The following is an 18,039-nucleotide window of genomic DNA, read 5'->3' on the forward strand; positions in this document are numbered from 1 at the left end:
CCTGCTCGCCCCAGGCCTGGGCCGCGGCGGCCTTCTTCAGCCTGCTGCAGTCGTGCCTGGGACTGCACATCGACGCGGCGCGTGGCGAGGTGTCGCTGCGCACGCCCCGGCTGCCCGAATTCATCGATTGGGTCAGGCTGCGTTGCCTGTCGGTCGGTGACACCGGCCATGTCGACCTGTTGATGCAGCGCTATGCCCACAACGTCGGCGTCGAGGCGACCCACAAGAACGGCAAAGTCGAAGTGGTGGTGGTGATCTGAGGCCGCGGCTCCAAGCCGACAGTGTCGGCCTGGACGGCCGAAGAGGCGACGCCTCTGGCGGCGCCAAGGCCCGAAGGGATGAGGCGCCGGGGCAGCGTTGGTCAGTCCCAGCGGGCACGCGCATTGCTCCGGTGTAGCCGCCGGCTTCCCGGTCAACCGCTTAAAGGATCGACATGAACCAGATCAAGCATTACCTCGCCACCGCCGTCCTGGCCGCTTTTGCGCTCACGACGGGCGGGGCGGCCACGGCGGCGACCGACAGCGCCAAGGCGATGAAGGCCAGCGCCGATGCCGACTACAAGGCGGCCAAGAAAAAGACCGGGGCCGACTACAAGGCCGCCAAGGCACATTGCCGTCCGATGAAGGGCGATGCACAGAAAACCTGCAAGGCAGAAGCCAAGGCGACACATGAGAAGGCCGAAGCCGATGCCAAGGCGACGCATGAGAAGGCCGAAGCCGACGCCAAGATGATGAAGTGATGGCGGCTCGCTGTCCCCGCCCAGCGCGTTGACCTGGGATCGGGGCGGCGCGATCGCTGTGCGTTCAGGCGGGCAAGGTGCCTTGCTTGCGTGCCGCGTGCCGCTCAGCGCAGCAGCACGTAGACCGCGCCGAGCGCCACCACGGCGATGATCAGCCACCACACGGTATTCACCTTGCTGTCGCGCGCCGCGCCGACGGCTTCGCTGTCGCTGTCGTTGGGGTCGGTCATGGCGTGGTCAGTCCTCGGGTTCGTCGCACTCGGCCGGCAGGCCCAGTGCCTTGGCGAGGGCGGCGATGCGTGCGCGCTGGATGATCGCGCCGACGGCGGGGCCACGCTGGCCGCGGGCCATGGCCTGCGCAGCGATGTCGGCGGTGGCCACCGATTGCGCCGCCGCGAGTGCGCTGCACAGACGTGGCGCGGGCGTATAGGCGCTGTCCTCGAAGCCGAGCCGCCCGCGCGCGTCGCACTCGCACGCCAGCAGCACCTGCTCGAAGCGCCGCGGCTTCCTGATCGCGTCGCAGCGCTCCAGCAGGCGCAGCAGCGCGGCCGCGCCGAACTCGGCGCTGCGGTGCAGGTTGCCGTGCTCGCGCGCCACCACCTCGGCCAGCTCGCGGCAGTCGAGCGGCACACGCAGGCGCTCGCCGAGAGCGCGCAGCAGCGCCACGCTGCGCGCTTCGTGGCCCAGGTGGCGCGGCAGCACGTCGGCGGGTGTGGTGCCCTTGCCGAGGTCGTGGCCGAGGCAGGCAAAGCGCACCGCCAGCGGCGCCGCCAGCCGCGCGCTCATGTCGAGCACCATCATTAAATGCACGCCGGTGTCGATCTCGGGGTGGTAGTCGGCGCGCTGCGGCACGCCCCACAGGCGCTCGACCTCGGGCAGCAGTCGCGCCAGCGCACCCGAGGCGCGCAGCACCTCGAACATGCGCGAAGGCAGCGCCTCCATCAGCCCGCGCGCCAGCTCTTGCCAGACGCGCTCGGCCACCAGCGCGTCGACCTCGCCGGCCACCACCATGCCCTGCATGAGCGTCATGGTTTCGGGTGCCACCGTGAAGTCGGGCAAGCGTGCCGCGAAGCGCGCCAGCCGCAGCACGCGCACCGGGTCTTCGGCAAAGGCGGGCGACACATGGCGCAGCACGCGCGCGGCGATGTCGCGCTGGCCGCCGTGCGGGTCGATCAGCCGGCCGTCGACGCCGCGGGCGATGGCGTTGATGGTGAGGTCGCGACGCGCCAGGTCGTCTTCCAGGGTCACCTCGGGCGCGGCGTGAAAGGCGAAGCCGTGGTAGCCGGGCGCGGTCTTGCGCTCGGTGCGTGCGAGCGCCACTTCCTCGCGCGTCTGTGGATGCAGGAACACCGGGAAGTCACGGCCCACCGGCAGATAGCCGGCGTCGACCAGCTGTTGCGGCGTGGCGCCGACGGCGACCCAGTCGCGGTCATGTACCGCGCGCCCGAGCAGCGCATCACGCACCGCGCCGCCGACCTCGTAAAGCTCCATGCGGCGCAGTGTAGGGCGCGCGCTTCTTGCAGTTCAGCGGTTCAGCGGTGGGTACGATAGGGCTCGTCGAACGCCACGAAATCCTGCTCCGCCAGCGCGTCCTTGACCCAGGCCTGCATGGCCGGCAGGGCATGAACCGCATCGACATAGGCGGCGATGTGCGTCGCCACCGGCAGGCCGTAGGTGCGCACCCGGCTGCACACCGGCGCGAAGTAAGCATCGGCGATGGTGAAGCGGCCAAACAGCAACGGCCCGCCGTGCTCGACGAGCAGCTCGCTCCACAACGTGACGATGCGCTCGAGGTCGGCCTTCACCGCCGGCTGTTCGCGCAGCAGCCGCTCGCCGACCTCAGGCAGCGACGCTTCGATGTTCATCGGGCAATGCGTGCGCAGCGCGCTAAAGCCCGCATGCATCTCCGCGCACACGCTGCGCGCGCGGGCGCGGGCCCGGGCGCCTTCGGGCCACAGCCGCAGCGCCGGGAATTTCTCGGCCAGATATTCCGCAATCGCCAGCGTGTCCCACACGGCGAAGGTGTCAGCGCCCGAGTCGCTGTCAAGTTTGTCGATCAGCACCGGCACGCGTCCGGCCGGCGAGTGCCGCGCCAGCGCGCGCTTGAAGGCGGAATCCGGCGCGAAGCCCTCGTCGAAGCGCAACAGCACTTCATCGAACGCGATGTCGGCCTGGCGCATCAACAGCCAGGGCCGCAGCGACCATGACGAGTAGTTCTTGTTGCCGATGACGAGTTGCATGTACGGGCCTCGATGCACCGAGGGGGGAGGCAAGCTACCCGCGCCCGGCGCGGGCCCGCCAGCCGTTGAGCCGCGCCGGGCCTTGACCGGCGCTCAGGTAGCTCGGGCCGATCGCCTCCAGTGCCGTCGGCACGATGCCGAGCGCGTCCAGGCCGGGCAGCGCGCCGCTGGCCACGTTGGCAACGCGCAGCGAGTCGAGGTTGTCGGCCGACAAGAGCGGCTCGCCCGGCGCCAGGCGCATGAGCGCGGCCTGGGCACGGGCGAGGGCCGGCGAGAGCGGCACGATGGGGCGTTCGTGGCCGCTCCAGCGGCCGGCCAGGCGTGCCAGGTCGGCCAGGGTGTAGATGCTCGGGCCGGCGCACTCGAAGGTCTTGCCAATCGTGCGGTCGTCCAGCAGGCAGCGCACGATGGCCTCGGCCACGTCGTCCACCCAGACCGGCTGCATGCGGGCGTGCGCGCCGGCCAGCGGCAGCACCGGCAAGACGCGTTGCAGCCGCGCAAACAGATTGAGGAAACGGTCGCCCGCACCGAACATCACCGAAGGGCGAAGCACGCTTAACGCCAGCGGTGAGGCCTTGAGCACCGCCTCGCCACGCGCCTTGGAGCGCAGGTAATGCGAAGGCGCATTGGCACTCGCGCCGAGCGCGCTCACGTGGACCACGCGTTGCACACCGGTGCCCGCGCAGGCGCTGGCCAGGCGACGCGGCAGCGCGACGTGGACGCGCTCGAAGTCGGCGGCGCTGCCGTGCAGGATTGCCACCAGGTTGACCACCGCGTCGCGCTTGGCGAGCAGCCGGTCGAGCTGCGCATCGTCGTGGATGTCGGCTTCGATCAGCTCCACCGTCGGTAAGGTGAGCAGATGTCGCGCGCGCTGCGGCCGGCGGCTCGGCACGGCAATGCGCACGCCCGCGCCGCCGAAATGCTGCACCAGACGCTCGCACAGGACGCTGCCGACGAAGCCGGTGCCGCCCAGTATCAACACGCTCTTCATGCCGACTCTCCGGTTGCCGAACGCCTCATCGAAGCCACTTCGCGCCCCGTCCGTCGAGCGGGGGCCATGGCCCCGAGCGCTCCAGGCAGATCCCGCTCGACGGGTGGCGGCACGCTGTCGCGCGGCCCGATGGCGCTGCCCAGCCGCGCGCGCAGCGACTGCGGCTCACCGCTCATGATCGCGGCGTAGTCGGTGGCGTTGGACAGCACCTTCTTCACGTAATCGCGCGTCTCGTTGAACGGGATGTTCTCTGCCCAGGCCGCGGCGTCGAGCGCGGGGCCTTCGCGCCAGCGGCGCGGGCGGCTCGGGCCGGCGTTGTAGCCGGCGGCGGCCATGGCTTGCGAGCCCTCGAAGCTGTCGAGCACGAGCTTGAGGTAGCCGGTGCCGATCCGCAGGTTGGTTTCGCTGTCGTTGATGCGCCCCGGCTTGTAGTCCAGGCCGAGCTTCTTGGCCGTCCAGGTGGCCGTGGCCGGCATGATCTGCATCAACCCCGAAGCGCCCGCGCCCGAGCGGGCGTCGGTGATGAAGCGCGACTCCTGGCGGATGAGGCCGTAGACGTAGGCCGGGTCCAGGCCGGCCTCGCGCGAACGCGCCACCACGCTGGCGCGAAACGGCGTGGGAAAGCGCTGCGCCATGTCGACCTGCTCGCGGGTGCGCTCGCTGGTGTTGATGCAGCGGTCCCACACCTGGCGCTCGCAGGCCAGTTGCGCGGCGGCGAGCAGTGCGCGCTCGCCCATGCCGTGCAGCGAGAAGTTCCACTCGCGCACGCCCTCGGCGCGCAAGCCCAGCGCCATGAGTTGCAGCGCGCGCTCGAGCCCGGGGTGCGCGGCCGCGGCGGCGCGTTCATCAGCGGTGAGCTCGGGCGGCGCGGGCGGCAACACCAGCGGCTGGCCGAGGTCTTCGCTGGCGAGCTTGCCGTAGAAGTGCAGCGGGTTCGCGATCGATGCGAGCAGCTCGCGCGACTCTGCGATCAGCGCCGCGCCGTCCTGGCTGTCTTCGGCCAGGGCGCGCAAGGCGCGCGCCTTCCAGTACACCCAGGCCGGCTCGCGCTGCTCGACCGCGCTCATGGCATTGACGGCCTGCATCACCTGCTGCCAGCGCCCGGCGCCGTTGTTGGCGCGCAGCGCGGCGCGCAGCTTCCAGGCCAGCGTCTCGTCGGGCAGATCCAGTTCGAGCGGCGCGCGACCGCGCAGCTCGGCGCGTTGGAAGTGATCGGGCGCGGTGTCGGCGAGCTTGAGGGCGGCCTGCTTGCCCAGGCTCGCCCACACCCAGGCGGCGGCCTCGGCCGGTAGTTGCTCGCTCCAGCGCTCGCGCAGCTGGGTGGCGGTGGCGTCGGCGTCGTGGGTGCCGCTCTTGATAAGCGCCAGTGCGGTCAGCTCGGCGCCAGGGCGTTCGCGCACCGAGCCCTTGCGCGCGAGAAAGCGTTGTGGGTTCTCGCTCAGCTCGCCGACCGCGCCTGCCACGTCGTCGCCCAGCAGCGCCGCGGCCTGGCGCGCCATGCGCGTGCGGCCGGCTTCGACCGCCAGGCGCGTCTTGCGCCACACGTCGGCGTTGCCGAGCAGCTTGGCCTCGAACAGCGTGGTGGCGAGCAGCGCGCAGCCCTCGTCGGCGTCGCGTTGCGCCAGCCAGGCGGCGCGCGCCTCGGTCTTGACGTCAGCGCCGTCGAGGTGGTGCGCCAGCAGCGCATAGCAGCTCACTTCGCGGTCGTCGTTGAGCTTGAAGCGCGGGTGCTCGGCGCGAAAGTTGACCCAGTCGCGGCGGTGGCCGAGTTCGAGCAGCCAGTCGTTGCGCAGCCGGTCCTCGAGGTAGCTGGCGGGCCAGCGCGCATAGAACGCATCGAGCTCCTCCTGCCGGGCTTCGCTCAGCCGGTTGCTCAGTTCCCAGTAATCGGCCCACACGGCCAATGGGTGGTTGGCGGCGAGTGCGGCGGCGCGCGTCGAAGCCAGCTGCGCGCGGTCGCGCTTGCGCAGCGCTTCGCGCGCTTGCAGGACGGGATCGTTCATGACCTGCGCCTGCACGGGCGCCAAGGGCAGAGCGCACGCCAACGCGGCGGCGGCAAACAACAGACGGGCGAGACGTCGGGGAAGTGGAGCGACAGCGGAAAGACGGGTGGTCATGCGGTAAGGCTTTGAAGCGAGCCTTCAATTTAACGCAGCTCCCCCGGCCCGGAGCGGGGCGTGGGCATCGCGGCGTGCATTCATCGGCGGTGATGGCGATTCATCGCGGGCTCGCGTGCGCTCTCATCGCAAGGCGCTGGTGATGTGCAGCCGCCCGACCCTCGCCGTGATCTGCGCTGCGATCGTCGCCTGCGCGGCGACCCTGCTGCTGGCGCTGGCCCCGGCCATCGGCGAACTTCGTCGGTGCCCGTGCCCGGCAGCGACCGTCACGGCATGCGCGTGGTGCCATTGCCGCGGGGGTGGCGAGCGGCGTGCGCGCGCCGCGCTTCGTCGAACTGCCCAGGGTGGTGGAGCGAGGCCAGCGCCTTCGCAGCGACGCGCTGGCGGGCGGGCTCGGCAGCACTCCGCCGGGTATGGCGTGCGCGAGCAGTGAGCCGCGGGCGTCGCCGCATGCCACCCAGGCGCCCGCCATCGCCTCGGGCGCCGATGATCAGGGGCATGCATCGGCCGTCTGCACGGCCGGCGTTCGGGGGCACTGCACTCAGGCACGCGGATGCTCCGTCTTTCGGTGACCGGTGCGCCGGAAACTGCCCGGCGGTGCCTGCACTCAGGCGCGCTTGCGCTTGATCGCCGCGGGGCGCCTGGGTCCACGCTGCGCCTTCGCCCTGAGCGCGGCTTCGAGTGCCAGTCGGGCCCAAGGTTGCATGAGCGCCGGCGACTCGATCGCCTCGGCAGGCGGCGTCCAGTAGCTCAGGGTGGTCTGCTTCGCTGCGCCGCCCTGCGTGCGGGTGTAGACAAAGGGCTGGCCGCCGGCCGCTTGCCACCGCGCCAAGGTCAGCGCGTCGGTCTTGAGATACAGCTGCTCCGCAGCGACCAGGCCGATCATCAGTCCGTCGAGGTAAAGGCCGTGCCCGCCGAACAGGCGCCGCGCCTGGGCCGCACCGAGCGGCGCGAGCAACCAGACGCAGTGCGCCGCAAACGGGTCGGGCGACTCGGGCCGGGCAAGCATGCCGGCAGTGTAGGCAGGCACGAACGGCCATTGCGGCCGGCGCGACCTTTGCCCGACACTCGCTCACCCACCCTGCGACTCGACACCTCCGATGACCCCCGGCCTGCCCCTGCCGTCTTTCGAGCCACCCCGCGACAAGGCCCGGTTGCGTCGCCTGCTGCAGGCCGAGCGGCAAAGCCTGCCCGACCGCGCGGAACGCTCCGCGCAGCTGCAGCAGGTGCTGCGCGTGTGGCTGACGCAGCGCGAGGACGTGACGGTGGGCGCCTACTGGCCCATCAAGGGCGAGTTCGACCCGCTGCCCGCGCTGCACCGCTGGACCGAAGGCCGCGGCCACGGCACCGGCGAAGGGCCACCGCGGCGCATCGGCCTGCCGGTGATGATTCGCCAGACCAAACAACTGCGCTTTCTGCAGTGGTTCCCCGGCTGCGAGATGGAGCCCGACGCCTTTGACATTCCCAAGCCGCGCGGCACCGACCTGCTGCTGCCCACTTTGCTGATCGTGCCCTGCGTCGGCCATGGCCCCGGCGGCCTGCGCCTGGGCTACGGCGGCGGCTTCTACGACCGCACCTTGGCGGCCCTGAGCCCGCGGCCCTACACCGTGGGCATCGGCTACCGGCACGGCTACATCCCCTGGCTCGAAGCCGAGCCGCACGACATACCGCTCGATACCCTGCTCACCGAAGACGGGGTGGCGTGGTCGCGCGAAGCGCCCTGAAAAACCTCGAAGGAGCGACCATGGCCCGCCGCAGCAGTGACGCCTTCAAAGCCTTTCGCGCCGGCCGCAAGCTGCGCCTGAAGGACATCGACCCGGGCAGTCGGCCGTTTGCCAGCAGCAGCCGCGAGGCCGACGACGCGCGGCTCACCGCGCTGGCCATCGAGATCGACCGCCTGCAAGACCTGCTCTACGCCAACAGCGCCGCGCCCGCCGCGCCCAAGCTGTTGCTGGTGCTGCAGGGCCTGGACACCTCCGGCAAGGACGGCACCGCCCGCTCGGTGTTCACCCACTGCAGCCCGCTGGGCGTGCGCGTGGTCGCGTTCAAGGCGCCCTCGGAGCTGGAGCGCGCGCACGACTTTCTGTGGCGCGTGCATGCGGTGGCGCCGCGGGCCGGCGAAATCGTGGTGTTCAACCGCAGCCACTACGAAGACGTGCTGGTGCCCGTGGTCGAAGGCTGGATCGACGCGGCTGAGCGCGACCGGCGGCTGGCGCACATCAACGCCTTCGAGCGGCTGCTGCACGAGAACGGCACGGCGATCGTGAAGTGCTACCTGCACATCTCGCGCCAAGAGCAAAAAGAGCGTCTTCAGGCGCGCCTGGACGACCCGGCCAAGCAATGGAAATTCAACCCCGGCGACTTGGCTGTGCGCGCCAAGTGGAAGCAGTACCAGGCGGCCTACGAAGCCGCACTCACCGCGACCTCGACCGCCGAAGCATCCTGGTACGTGATCCCGGCCGACAGCAAGACCAACCGCAACCTCATGATCGCCAGCTTGGTGGCGCGCACGTTGGCGGCCATGAAGCTCGAGCCGCCGAAGCCCGATTACGACCCGCGGGCGGTGAAGATCGTCTGACGCCCGGCCGGCGAACGGCGCACGGGGCGAGCCCATGCGACACACCCAAGTGCTCATCGTCGGGGCCGGCCCCACCGGCCTGATGCTGGCCTGCCAGCTGGCGCGCCACGGCGTCGACTTTCGCATCGTCGATCCTAAGGTCGGCCCGACGCGCGAATCGCGCGCGCTCGGCGTGCAGGCGCGCACGCTGGAGCTGTTCGAGGCGATGGGCATCGCCGACGCGGCAGTGGCCGAGGGACGGCCCGTCCTGGCCGGCAACCTGTATGTCGGCCGCAAGCGCGTGCAGCGCATCCCGCTCGGTGAGCTCGGCCGCGGCATGACGCCGTTTCCGTTCCTGCTGATCCTCGAGCAGAGCCGCAACGAGGCGCTGCTCGATGCCACCCTGCGTGCCGCGGGTCACCAGGTGCAGTGGCGTTGCGGGCTCGAGGAACTGCGCAACGAGGCCGAGGGCGTTACTGCCACCCTGCGCCACGAAGACGGGCGCGAAGAGTCGCTGAGCTGCGACTGGCTGGTCGGCTGCGACGGCGCGCGCAGCCCGGTGCGCGAGAGCCTCGGTATGCCTTTCACAGGGGGCACCTACGAGAACGCCTTCTACGTGGCCGACACGCGCGTCGCCTGGGAGCTGCCGCACGGCGAACTCACGGTCTGCCTGTCGCGCGAGACCTTCGTGCTGTTCTTTCCGATGCCGGGCGAGCAACGCTACCGTGTCATCGGCACCTTGCCCGGCGACGGCGCGCAGGAGCCCAAGCTGCGCTTCGAGGACATCGAGGCCGCGGTGCGCGAGCAGATGGACATCCCCGTGCAATTCTCCGAGACGGCCTGGTTCTCGGCCTACCGTGTGCATCACCGCTGCGTGCGGCAGTTTCGCGCCGGGCGTTGCTTCCTGGCCGGCGACGCCGCGCATGTGCACAGCCCGGTCGGGGCGCAGGGTATGAACACCGGCCTGCAGGACGCCTGCAATCTCGGCTGGAAGCTCGCGCTGGTCACGCAAGGCCTGGCTCGCGCCCAATTGCTCGACAGCTACCACGCCGAACGTTGGCCGCTGGCGCAGCGGCTGCTCCAGACCACCGACACCGCGTTTCGCCTGGTCGTCAGCCGCAACGCGCTGATCCGCGGCTTTCGGCTGCATGTGTTCCCCTGGCTGGCGGCGCGCCTGATGAGCCGGCAGGCGGTGCGGCGACGACTGTTCCCCGTGCTTTCGCAGACCGGCATCCATTACCGCGCGAGCGCGCTATCGCGCACCGCCTCGCCGAGGCTGGCAGCGCGCGCCGGCGATCGCCTGCCCTATGCCGAGATAGGCGCACCGCTCGCCGCGACGCCGTGCTCGGTCTACGCTTGGCTGGCAGCGCCGGGCTTTCATCTGTTGCTGATGCAGCGTCGTGGGCGGCGCGATGCCGACGCGCTCGCGTCGCTCGCCGCGACATGGCGCGATCGTCTGGCGAGCACTTGGCCAAGCTGCTTGCATGTGCATGCCCTCACGCTGGGCAGCGGAGCGGACGCGCTGTTCCAAGCGCTCGGCGTCGGCGAGCGCGCACTGCTGCTGGTGCGACCGGACCAGTACCTCGCCTATGTGGACGATCGTTTCGACCTGGCGGCGCTGCAGGTCTACCTAGCATCGACGCTGGGCCTCATGTGCGTCGCCGCGACCAGCCAGTCGGGCTTGAACCAGCGGTCGGCCGGGCCGTCGTAGGGCAGGCGGGTCACGTCCCAGTGGCGGATGAAGGGCGCGTACACATCCCACACCGGTGGCCCGCCACCGATGAACACCACGCGCCCGGGAAAGCGCGCAATCACGTCCTCGGGCCGCTCACCCGAGCGGATGACTTCTATGGTGCGGTCGTCGTAGGCAAAGCGCGGCACCGAGGCAATGGTCTTGGGCCCGGCCACCAGCACATGGCCGCGCGTGATGTGGAAGAAACGTTGCACGTCGGCCACGTACTCCTCGCCGCGGTTGCCTTCCCAGGGTAGGTGGCCGCCCAGGCCGAGCTGGCCGCGCTGGCCGATGGCGCAAATGGAGCGAACGTCGGTCATGGTTTGTAATCCTGCCGGCCGCTAGCGCGGCGCGACGGTGGCGTAGCCGCGCTGCTGCCACTCCTTCATGCCGCCGTCGACATAGCTCACGTGGGCGTAGCCCTGTGCGCGCAGCATCTTGGCAAGGCTGCCCGAGCGGTTTTGCGTGCGGCAGATCAGCAGCACGGGCTTGTTGCTGTCCTTGGGAATCTCGCCGAGGCGGCTTTGGATCTGGCTGAGCGGCAGGCGCTGCGCCTCGGGCGCGATGCCTTGCGCGTGCTCGTCGGGCTCGCGGATGTCGATGAGGATCGCTTCGCCCTTGGCCAGTGCGTCGCGCGCCGCGTCCACGCTCACGTGCGGCGCCGCCGCCGCCGGCTCCTGGGCACCGGCGGCGGCCGCGAGCCAGCTCAGGGATAGGGCGGTGAAGAGGCTGCGTCGCACGCGATTCATTGGGGACGTCTCTTGAAGGGTTCGATAAACCTCAATGCTAGTTCACCGAGTCACTGAAATCGAGATCAGGGCCTCCGGCGATCGCCTGGCTTGGAAACGACCGCCCGCGCCATTCTTAACTTGGATCCGCACCCTGTAAAAACTGGAAGAGTGCACACACGCCCGGTTCTGCGACCCTGACTGCAAGCCGATTTGCCACAGAGCGAAACGAACAGACAGCGTTCGCTGCCAGTCGCTTGACCTTGCGCGGCTGCGTCATGCCCAGCAGCACATCCGCCCCGCGCCCAGCACCTGGGCCATCTGCGGCAGCAGATGCGCTGGTGGCTGCGCGTTCGGTGCCTCGTAGTAGGGCACCACGCGCTGCGTGATGCCTACCTCGGCGGCGAACTCAAGCTGCGTGTAGTCGGCGGCCTTGCGCTTTGCGCCAGCCGCTCACCAAAGTTCTCGATCACATCCGTCTTTCGCTTGGACATGGGTGTCTCTCCACGTGCCCATGGAGCGGCCGCTGATCGAGGCCAATCCGCAAGTCGAGGTGTTCGGCGCCTATTACCGCGAGCACGTCATGCTTGCCCGCGACCGCGACCGCGGGCCAGTGCCGGAGTCGCTCGCCGCGCTCAAGGGCAAGCCGGTGGCCGTGTCGGGACCGTCACTGGCCGGCTGGTGCTGGCTGGCGCCGAGGGCGGCATGCTGCGCGAAAGCCTGTCGACCCAGCATGCCGACGGCGTGGCCGCGGCCCGGGCGCTCGTCGCGCGACGGCTGGGTTGTCGGCTGCGCGGTCAAGCGCGGGTCCACCGACCTGGCGCAGGCCATTCAGCCGAGCCTCACTGAAATGACAACCGGCCCCGCGCTGCGCGAGATGTTCGGGCGGCATGGCGTGACTTGGCGCAGCTAGCACCGCTGCGGCTCCGTCGGCGCGGCCTGCTCCACCGCACCCGCGCCCCAGCCCGCTGGCTAGCGCAGGCGTCAAAGGGGTGTTCCACAGCGCCCGCTCTGCGCGCATGGGCGAGCGGCTCGAGTCGAGGGGCAAATGGCGCAAGAGCGAGCCGCAGCGGCCCACTCGCCAGTGCTAGTAGCTGCGCCCCTTGCGGTACTGCGCATGCGCACGTCGCGCCAGCGGCGTCACCGCCGCGAGCGCGGCCAGCGACGCCCCGGCATGCGCATGGCACACCGCGATGCCGAGCGCATCGGCGGCGTCGCGGCCCGGCTCGCCGGGCAGCGCCAGCAGCCGCGCGACCATCGCCTGCACCTGCTCCTTGCGCGCATGCCCGTGGCCGACCACGGCCTTCTTCATCTGCAGTGCGGTGTACTCGGCCACCGCGAGGCCGCCGCACACCAGGCCGGCGAGCACGGCGCCGCGTGCTTGGCCGAGCAGCAAGGTCGATTGCGGATTGACATTGACGAATACGATTTCGACCGCTGCGCACTGCGGCTCGTAGCGCGCCACGATCTCGCGCATGCCGTCAAACAGGATCTTCAGCCGCCCGGGCAAATCGCCGTTGGGCAGGGCCTCGGTCTTGACGGTGCCGCTGGCGATGTAGCGCAGTCGCGGGCCGTCGGCTTCGATGACGCCAAAACCCGTGCAGCGCAGGCCCGGGTCGATGCCGAGGATTCTCATCGCGTGCCGCTCCGCCGTCGTTCGATGCCGAGGATGCGCAGGGCCATCACCAGCTCAGTTTGAAGTACCGACGCACCGAATGGAAGAACACCGGTGCCGCGAAACACAACGGTGCGCTCAATGGAGCCCCTCGCCCAACGGGTACGTTGGTCGATCCCCCGAGGGGAGTGAGTGGCGCGGCTCCGAGCCGGCCTGCGCCGGCTTGGACGCAACGAACGCCAGCCGCGTCTCGCGGCTGGCACGGGCCGGCTCGGGAGCGGCCCGGCGCTCGGCCCGCCAGTGGAGCCCCTCGCCCAACGGGTATGTTGGTCGATCTCCCGAGGGGAAGCGGGCCGGCTCGGGAGCGGCCCGGCGCTCGGCCCACACCGTGGCAAACGTGCGCTGCCTCAAGCCGCGACCGCCTTGAGCGCCATCACCGCGGCGCGCGCCCGTTCGAGGAAGGCGCGCTTGTCTTCGCCCCCCGCCAGCGGCGCGCCGAAGGTGACCGAGCACAGGCTCGGCACCGGCACGACCTCGCCCTTGGGCACGACGCGTTGCACGTTGTCGATCCAGGCAGGGATCAGCGAGACCGCCGGGAACGGCTCGGCCAGGTGGTAGAGGCCGGACTTGAACGGCTGCGGCGCGCGCTTGTTGTTGCGCATGCCCTCGGGAAAGATCACCAGCGAGTCGCCGCCCTGCAGCGCGGCGACGACGAGCCGGTCCTGGTCGTCGCTGCGCTGCCGCGACACGTAGACCGCGTTGAACACCTCGCGCGTGAGCCAATGCTTGAAGCGCCCCGCGGTCCCGTAGTCGCGTGCGGCGATCGGCCGGGTTTGCGAGCGCAAATCGCGCGGCAGAGCGGCCCAGATCAGCACTCAATCGAGGTGGCTCTGGTGGTTGGCGAAGTAGATGCGCTGCTCGGCCTTGGGCGGGCAGCCGTACCAGTGGCCCTGGGCGCCGGTGACGAGGCGGGCGACGAATGACAACGCCAGGCCCATCGCGTCAGCGGCGAGGGACATGCGCGCTCAGTGCCTGAAGTGCCGCACGCCGGTGAGCATCATCGCGATGCCGCGCTCGTCGGCCGCGGCGATCACCTCGTCATCGCGAAGGCTGCCACCGGGTTGGATCACGCATTCGGCGCCGGCATCGGCCAGCACGTCCAGGCCGTCGCGAAACGGGAAGAAGGCGTCGCTCGCGACCACCGAGCCGACCAGGTCGAAGCCGGCGTTACCGGCCTTGATGCTGGCGATGCGTGCGCTGTCAAGGCGGCTCATCTGGCCGGCGCCGACGCCCAAGGTCATGCCGCCGCCGCAGAACACGATCGCATTGCTCTTGACGAACCTGGCGACCTTCCAGGCGAACAGCAGGTCGGCGAGCTGGACCTCGGTCGGCGCGCGCTGCGTCACCAGTTTCAGGTCGGCCGCGACGAGCACGTGGTTGTCGGCGCTCTGGATCAGCAGGCCGGAGCCGACGCGCTTGATGTCGTGCGCGTTGAGGCCACGCGAGAACGCATCGGGCGCGTCGCGTTGCACGCCGTCGAGCGCGATCTGCAGCACGCGCGTGTTGGCCTTGACGGCGAACACGGCCAGCGCCTCGTCGGTGTAGGCAGGCGCGATCAGCACCTCGATGAACTGCTTGGAGACGTGTTCGGCGGTGGCGCCGTCGACCGACGTGTTGAAGGCGATGATGCCGCCGAAGGCCGAGGTCGGGTCGGTCTTGAAGGCCTTGGCATAGGCTTCGGCAGCGCTCGCACCGATGGCCACGCCGCAGGGGTTGGCGTGCTTGACGATCACGCAGGCGGCGCCGTCGGCAGCGGCGTCGAAGCACTTCACGCACTCCCACGCCGCGTCGGCGTCGGCGATGTTGTTGTAGGAAAGTGCCTTGCCCTGCAACTGCTTTGCCGTGACCAGCGATCCGGGCGCGGGATGCAGGTCGCGGTAGAAGGCCGCCGACTGGTGCGGGTTCTCACCGTAGCGCAGGTCTTGCAGCTTCACGAAGCGACCGTTGCTCTGGGCCGGGAAGGCGGCCCGCGAGCCGTCGGGCTGCAGCGCCGAGAGGTAGTCGCTGATGGCGGCGTCATAGTTGCTGATGCGGTTGAAGGCGGCCACCGCGAGTGCAAAGCGCGTTGCCTTGCTCACCGTGCCGCCCTGTTGCAGCTCGGCGATGACGCCCGCGTACTGCGAGGCGTCGGTGAGCACGGCGACGTCGTGCCAGTTCTTGGCGGCCGAGCGCACCATCGCCGGCCCGCCGATGTCGATGTTCTCGATCGCCTCTTCCAGCGTGCAGCCAGGTTGGGCGACCGTCGCCTCGAAGGGGTAGAGATTCACCACCAGCAGGTCGATGGTGGCGATGCCGTGCGCGGCGAGCGCGGCCATGTGCGCCGGGAAGCCGCGGCGCGCCAGCAGGCCGCCGTGAATGCTGGGGTGCAGCGTCTTCACGCGGCCGTCGAGCATCTCGGGAAACCCGGTGTGCGCGGCGACTTCGGTCACCGGCAGGCCGGCTTCGGCGAGCAGCCGGGCGGTGCCGCCGGTGGACAGCAGCGCCACGCCGAGCGCATGCAGCGCGCGCGCCAGCTCGACGACGCCGGTCTTGTCGGAAACGGACAGCAGGGCAGTGGTCATCACGACTTGACGAGTTTGTGTTCGAGCAGCTTGCGCCGCAAGGTGTTGCGGTTGATGCCCAGCCATTCGGCGGCGCGCGACTGGTTGCCATCGGCCTGCTGCATCACCACGTCGAGCAGCGGTTTTTCAACCACCTGCAGCACCATCGCATAGACGGCGTGCGGCTCGGCGCCGCGCAGGTCCTTGAAGTAGGTGTCGAGACTCTCGCGGATGCAGACGTCGATGTGCTTCTTGCTCATGCTGCTTCCTGTTCCAGCACGTCGTGTGCCGGTTCCGGCAGCCACTCGTGGTCGACCGCGAGGGCGCCGAAAAAATCGCTCACCGCCGCGAGCTGCGCGTCGCATGTTTGCAGCGTGTTCATGCGCGCGCGAAACAGCGCGCCGCCGGGCAGCGCATGCACGTACCAGCCGATGTGCTTGCGCGCGGTGCGCACGCCGGTGCCGGCGTCGTCGGCACCGTAGAGGCCGTAGTGGTCGAGCAGGTGACCCAGCAGCCACGCCCGAACCTCGCTCGTGCGCGGTGGTGGCAAGGTGTTGCCGGTGGACAGATAGTGGGCGATCTCGCGAAAGATCCACGGCCGGCCCTGCGCGGCGCGGCCAATCATCACCGCGTCGCAGCCGGTCGCGGCGAACACTGCGCGCGCCTTCTGCGGCGAGTCGATGTCACCGTTGGCCACCACCGGGATTCGCACCGTCGCCTTCACCGCCGCGACGGTGTCGTATTCGGCGGCGCCGCCGTAGCCTTGCTCGCGCGTGCGGCCGTGGACGGTGAGCATCGCGACACCCGCCGCCTCGGCGCCGCGCGCCAGCACCAGCGCATTGCGATGGCCCGCACTCCAGCCGCTGCGCATCTTCAGCGTCACCGGCACGCCGCGCGGCGCGCACGCCGTGACGACGGCCTGGACGATGCGCAGCGCCAGCGGCTCGTCCTTCATGAGCGCCGAGCCGGCCCACACATTGCACACCTTCTTGGCGGGGCAGCCCATGTTGATGTCGATCACCTGGGCGCCGCGGTCGATGTTGTAGGCCGCGGCCTCGGCCATCATGAGCGGCTCGGTGCCGGCAATCTGCACCGCGATCGGTGCGGCCTCGCCGTCATGGTTGGCGCGTCGCGAAGTCTTCAGGCTTGCCCACAGATCCTTGCGCGACGTGACCATTTCGCTGACCGCGTAGCCGGCGCCGAGGCGCTTGCACAACTGGCGAAACGGTCGGTCGGTCACGCCCGCCATCGGCGCGGCGAACAGCCGGTTCGGGAGCTCGATCGAGCCGATGCGCAACGTCGTCACGGGATTGAGGCTGCTTAAAAAGAGGGCAGAGTATAACGGCGCGTTTTGGCGTGTTTTTCACCGTTCCTCGCTTGTCGCCTAAGCGTGGTGGGGCCACTGGCAGGCGAGCGGGAGCGCCGCGTGCTCGGGTGCCGCCACAATCATTTGTCATGGAAGCCTGGACCGAATCCCTGCTCGCGTTGCTGGCCCTGCCGAAGTTCGGCTTGAGCACGCTGTTCGTCGTCGCCTTCGTGTCCGCCACCTTGCTGCCGCTCGGCTCCGAGCCGGTGCTGTTCGGGCTGGTCAAGCTCAACCCCGACCTGTTCTGGGCGGCGCTGCTGGTGGCAACCGCAGGCAACACGCTCGGCGGCACGCTCAGTTGGTGGATGGGCTACGGCGTCGAGCGCGCGGTCGAGCACGTGCGCCACAAGCCGCTCGAGCACCGCGCGCTGCGCTGGCTCGAGCGCTTTGGCGCCAAGGCCTGCCTGCTGTCGTGGCTGCCGGTGGTGGGCGATCCGCTGTGCGCCGTGGCCGGCTGGCTGCGTTTGCCGTTCTGGCCGTGCGTGGGCTACATGGCGATCGGCAAGTTCGCGCGCTACCTCACGCTGACGGCGGCCTTGATGTGGGCGATGCCGGGGCAGTTGCAGCCCTGAGCGTGGCGCTGCGTAGGGCGCGGCGGTCCCAGGCGGTGCGCGCCCGCGCGAGTCGGGTTTCGATGGCGCGGCGCAAGCCGCGTGGCCACGGTGGAATCAAGCCGCCTTGCGCACGACACGCTTTGCAGCGGTCTTGGCGGCCGGGCGCTTGGCAGCGGTCCTGGTTGGCGCGGTCTTCATCATCTTGGCACCGGCAGTTGCCGCTGTCGACTTGCCCGGTTTCGCCACGCTGGCGGCGAGCGCGTCGACACGCGCGGCGAGCATGTCCATGTCCGCGCTCGACGGCACGCCGAGCTTGCCCAGCGCCTTGGCCACGCGATCCATCGAAGATGGCTTCGAGCTTGTCCCACCGCTGGCCGGCCCGGCTCTGCGCCTGCTCGGACAGTTTGGTCATCGTGCTGCTCATGCCGCTGATCTTGTCTTCGGTGGCCGCCTGATCTACGACCTCGGCGCCGATGAAGCGTCGCAGGTGCAGGTCAACATCCAAGGCACGCGCAATGCGGTGAGCTGCTGCATGCGGTCCTGCTGCGCGTGCCGCAGATCGTCATGAACGCGAGCTTTCGCAGGTTCCCCGACAGCCCCGCCGCCAAGGGTGACGGCTCACGCAAGGGCGGGGGCCGTCCGCAGCTTTTCGCCGAGGCAATGGCGCTGCGGCAGATGATGCGCGGCATTCCCCTACTGAGGCGCCGCGCTCAGTGGCGGTGCCGCCAGGGGCTCGAGTCGTGGCTGTGCATCGGCGGGCTCAGCCCTTGGCCGGGCCGCCCCAAAAGGGGCTGGACGCC

Annotated in this window: 21 protein-coding genes and 2 pseudogenes; 8 read left to right on the forward strand and 15 right to left on the reverse strand. The window is 70.0% G+C overall.

What is annotated here, in order from left to right:
• Window positions 1-260, forward strand: a pseudogene (locus RMO12_RS13250) (amylo-alpha-1,6-glucosidase); the annotation flags it as partial.
• 173 nt (window positions 261-433) lie between these two features.
• Window positions 434-739, forward strand: coding sequence for a cell envelope biogenesis protein TolA (locus RMO12_RS13255; RefSeq protein WP_309639651.1), 306 nt, complete (start codon window positions 434-436; stop codon window positions 737-739).
• Window positions 740-843: 104 nt separating this feature from the next.
• Here RMO12_RS13255 and RMO12_RS13260 read toward each other — a convergent pair whose 3' ends face one another.
• From RMO12_RS13260 to RMO12_RS13285, 6 genes are all read right to left on the reverse strand, one after another.
• Window positions 844-969: a hypothetical protein gene (locus RMO12_RS13260; protein WP_309625924.1), complete on the reverse strand. Its 126-nt coding sequence runs from the start codon at window positions 967-969 to the stop codon at window positions 844-846.
• A 7-nt stretch (window positions 970-976) separates the two neighbouring features.
• Window positions 977-2,230: a multifunctional CCA addition/repair protein gene (locus RMO12_RS13265; protein ID WP_309639652.1), complete on the reverse strand. Its 1,254-nt coding sequence runs from the start codon at window positions 2,228-2,230 to the stop codon at window positions 977-979.
• A gap of 41 nt (window positions 2,231-2,271) precedes the next feature.
• On the reverse strand, window positions 2,272-2,979 hold the full coding sequence (locus tag RMO12_RS13270) for a glutathione S-transferase family protein (RefSeq protein WP_309639653.1): 708 nt from the start codon (window positions 2,977-2,979) through the stop codon (window positions 2,272-2,274).
• 34 nt (window positions 2,980-3,013) lie between these two features.
• On the reverse strand, window positions 3,014-3,970 hold the full coding sequence (locus RMO12_RS13275) for a complex I NDUFA9 subunit family protein (protein WP_309639654.1): 957 nt from the start codon (window positions 3,968-3,970) through the stop codon (window positions 3,014-3,016).
• Window positions 3,967-6,087, reverse strand: coding sequence for a transglycosylase SLT domain-containing protein (locus RMO12_RS13280; protein WP_405029678.1), 2,121 nt, complete (start codon window positions 6,085-6,087; stop codon window positions 3,967-3,969). The genes RMO12_RS13275 and RMO12_RS13280 overlap by 4 nt, the downstream gene beginning before the upstream one ends.
• A 607-nt stretch (window positions 6,088-6,694) precedes the next feature.
• On the reverse strand, window positions 6,695-7,117 hold the full coding sequence (locus RMO12_RS13285; protein ID WP_309639656.1) for a TfoX/Sxy family protein: 423 nt from the start codon (window positions 7,115-7,117) through the stop codon (window positions 6,695-6,697).
• 70 nt (window positions 7,118-7,187) lie between these two features.
• On the opposite strand from RMO12_RS13285, the gene RMO12_RS13290 reads away from it, so the two are divergent.
• The 3 genes from RMO12_RS13290 to RMO12_RS13300 are packed head-to-tail and all read left to right on the forward strand — an operon-like array spanning window position 7,188 to window position 10,355.
• Window positions 7,188-7,811, forward strand: a complete 624-nt coding sequence (locus tag RMO12_RS13290; RefSeq protein WP_309625161.1) for a 5-formyltetrahydrofolate cyclo-ligase — start codon at window positions 7,188-7,190, stop codon at window positions 7,809-7,811.
• A 20-nt stretch (window positions 7,812-7,831) separates the two neighbouring features.
• Window positions 7,832-8,665, forward strand: a complete 834-nt coding sequence (locus tag RMO12_RS13295) for a PPK2 family polyphosphate kinase (protein ID WP_309639657.1) — start codon at window positions 7,832-7,834, stop codon at window positions 8,663-8,665.
• Between the two features lie 34 nt (window positions 8,666-8,699).
• A complete protein-coding gene (locus tag RMO12_RS13300; RefSeq protein ID WP_309639658.1) occupies window positions 8,700-10,355 on the forward strand; it encodes an FAD-dependent monooxygenase in 1,656 nt (551 codons plus the stop codon).
• Here the strand turns inward: RMO12_RS13300 and RMO12_RS13305 are convergent.
• The 3 genes from RMO12_RS13305 to RMO12_RS16025 all read right to left on the reverse strand — a co-directional run bounded on the left by RMO12_RS13305 (window position 10,271) and on the right by RMO12_RS16025 (window position 11,494).
• Window positions 10,271-10,696: a hypothetical protein gene (locus RMO12_RS13305; protein WP_309639659.1), complete on the reverse strand. Its 426-nt coding sequence runs from the start codon at window positions 10,694-10,696 to the stop codon at window positions 10,271-10,273. The two genes, RMO12_RS13300 and RMO12_RS13305, sit on opposite strands and share 85 nt — an antisense overlap.
• Before the next feature lie 21 nt (window positions 10,697-10,717).
• Window positions 10,718-11,125: a rhodanese-like domain-containing protein gene (locus RMO12_RS13310; RefSeq protein WP_309639660.1), complete on the reverse strand. Its 408-nt coding sequence runs from the start codon at window positions 11,123-11,125 to the stop codon at window positions 10,718-10,720.
• Between the two features lie 255 nt (window positions 11,126-11,380).
• Window positions 11,381-11,494 (reverse strand): hypothetical protein, encoded by a 114-nt coding sequence (locus RMO12_RS16025; RefSeq protein WP_405029680.1) that lies wholly within the window; start codon window positions 11,492-11,494, stop codon window positions 11,381-11,383.
• Window positions 11,495-11,618: 124 nt separating this feature from the next.
• Here RMO12_RS16025 and RMO12_RS13315 point away from each other — a divergent pair, with 124 nt between their 5' ends.
• Window positions 11,619-12,017 (forward strand): hypothetical protein, encoded by a 399-nt coding sequence (locus tag RMO12_RS13315; protein WP_309639661.1) that lies wholly within the window; start codon window positions 11,619-11,621, stop codon window positions 12,015-12,017.
• A 174-nt stretch (window positions 12,018-12,191) separates the two neighbouring features.
• On the opposite strand, the gene ruvC is transcribed toward RMO12_RS13315, so the two are convergent.
• The 5 genes and pseudogenes from ruvC to dusB form a co-directional block, all read right to left on the reverse strand.
• On the reverse strand, window positions 12,192-12,740 hold the full coding sequence (gene ruvC, locus RMO12_RS13320) for a crossover junction endodeoxyribonuclease RuvC (protein ID WP_309639662.1): 549 nt from the start codon (window positions 12,738-12,740) through the stop codon (window positions 12,192-12,194).
• A gap of 386 nt (window positions 12,741-13,126) precedes the next feature.
• Window positions 13,127-13,738: pseudogene (locus tag RMO12_RS13325) on the reverse strand (lysophospholipid acyltransferase family protein).
• A 6-nt stretch (window positions 13,739-13,744) separates the two neighbouring features.
• Complete coding sequence (gene purH / locus RMO12_RS13330; RefSeq protein ID WP_309639663.1) at window positions 13,745-15,343, reverse strand: bifunctional phosphoribosylaminoimidazolecarboxamide formyltransferase/IMP cyclohydrolase; 1,599 nt, start codon at window positions 15,341-15,343, stop codon at window positions 13,745-13,747.
• Window positions 15,340-15,579, reverse strand: a complete 240-nt coding sequence (locus tag RMO12_RS13335; protein WP_309626022.1) for a Fis family transcriptional regulator — start codon at window positions 15,577-15,579, stop codon at window positions 15,340-15,342. Before RMO12_RS13335 ends, purH begins: the two co-directional genes overlap by 4 nt.
• Window positions 15,576-16,616, reverse strand: coding sequence for a tRNA dihydrouridine synthase DusB (dusB, locus tag RMO12_RS13340; RefSeq protein ID WP_309626053.1), 1,041 nt, complete (start codon window positions 16,614-16,616; stop codon window positions 15,576-15,578). Before dusB ends, RMO12_RS13335 begins: the two co-directional genes overlap by 4 nt.
• Before the next feature lie 158 nt (window positions 16,617-16,774).
• On the opposite strand from dusB, the gene RMO12_RS13345 reads away from it, so the two are divergent.
• On the forward strand, window positions 16,775-17,257 hold the full coding sequence (locus RMO12_RS13345) for a YqaA family protein (protein ID WP_309626023.1): 483 nt from the start codon (window positions 16,775-16,777) through the stop codon (window positions 17,255-17,257).
• 96 nt (window positions 17,258-17,353) lie between these two features.
• Here the strand turns inward: RMO12_RS13345 and RMO12_RS13350 are convergent, their stop codons facing one another.
• Complete coding sequence (locus RMO12_RS13350; protein WP_405029679.1) at window positions 17,354-17,581, reverse strand: phasin family protein; 228 nt, start codon at window positions 17,579-17,581, stop codon at window positions 17,354-17,356.
• Here RMO12_RS13350 and RMO12_RS13355 point away from each other — a divergent pair.
• A complete protein-coding gene (locus RMO12_RS13355) occupies window positions 17,526-17,807 on the forward strand; it encodes a hypothetical protein (RefSeq protein WP_309639665.1) in 282 nt (93 codons plus the stop codon). The two genes, RMO12_RS13350 and RMO12_RS13355, sit on opposite strands and share 56 nt — an antisense overlap.
• The last annotated feature ends 232 nt before the right edge of the window (window positions 17,808-18,039 follow it).

Source organism: Methylibium sp., assembly GCF_031393925.1.
Classification (GTDB): domain Bacteria; phylum Pseudomonadota; class Gammaproteobacteria; order Burkholderiales; family Burkholderiaceae_C; genus Methylibium.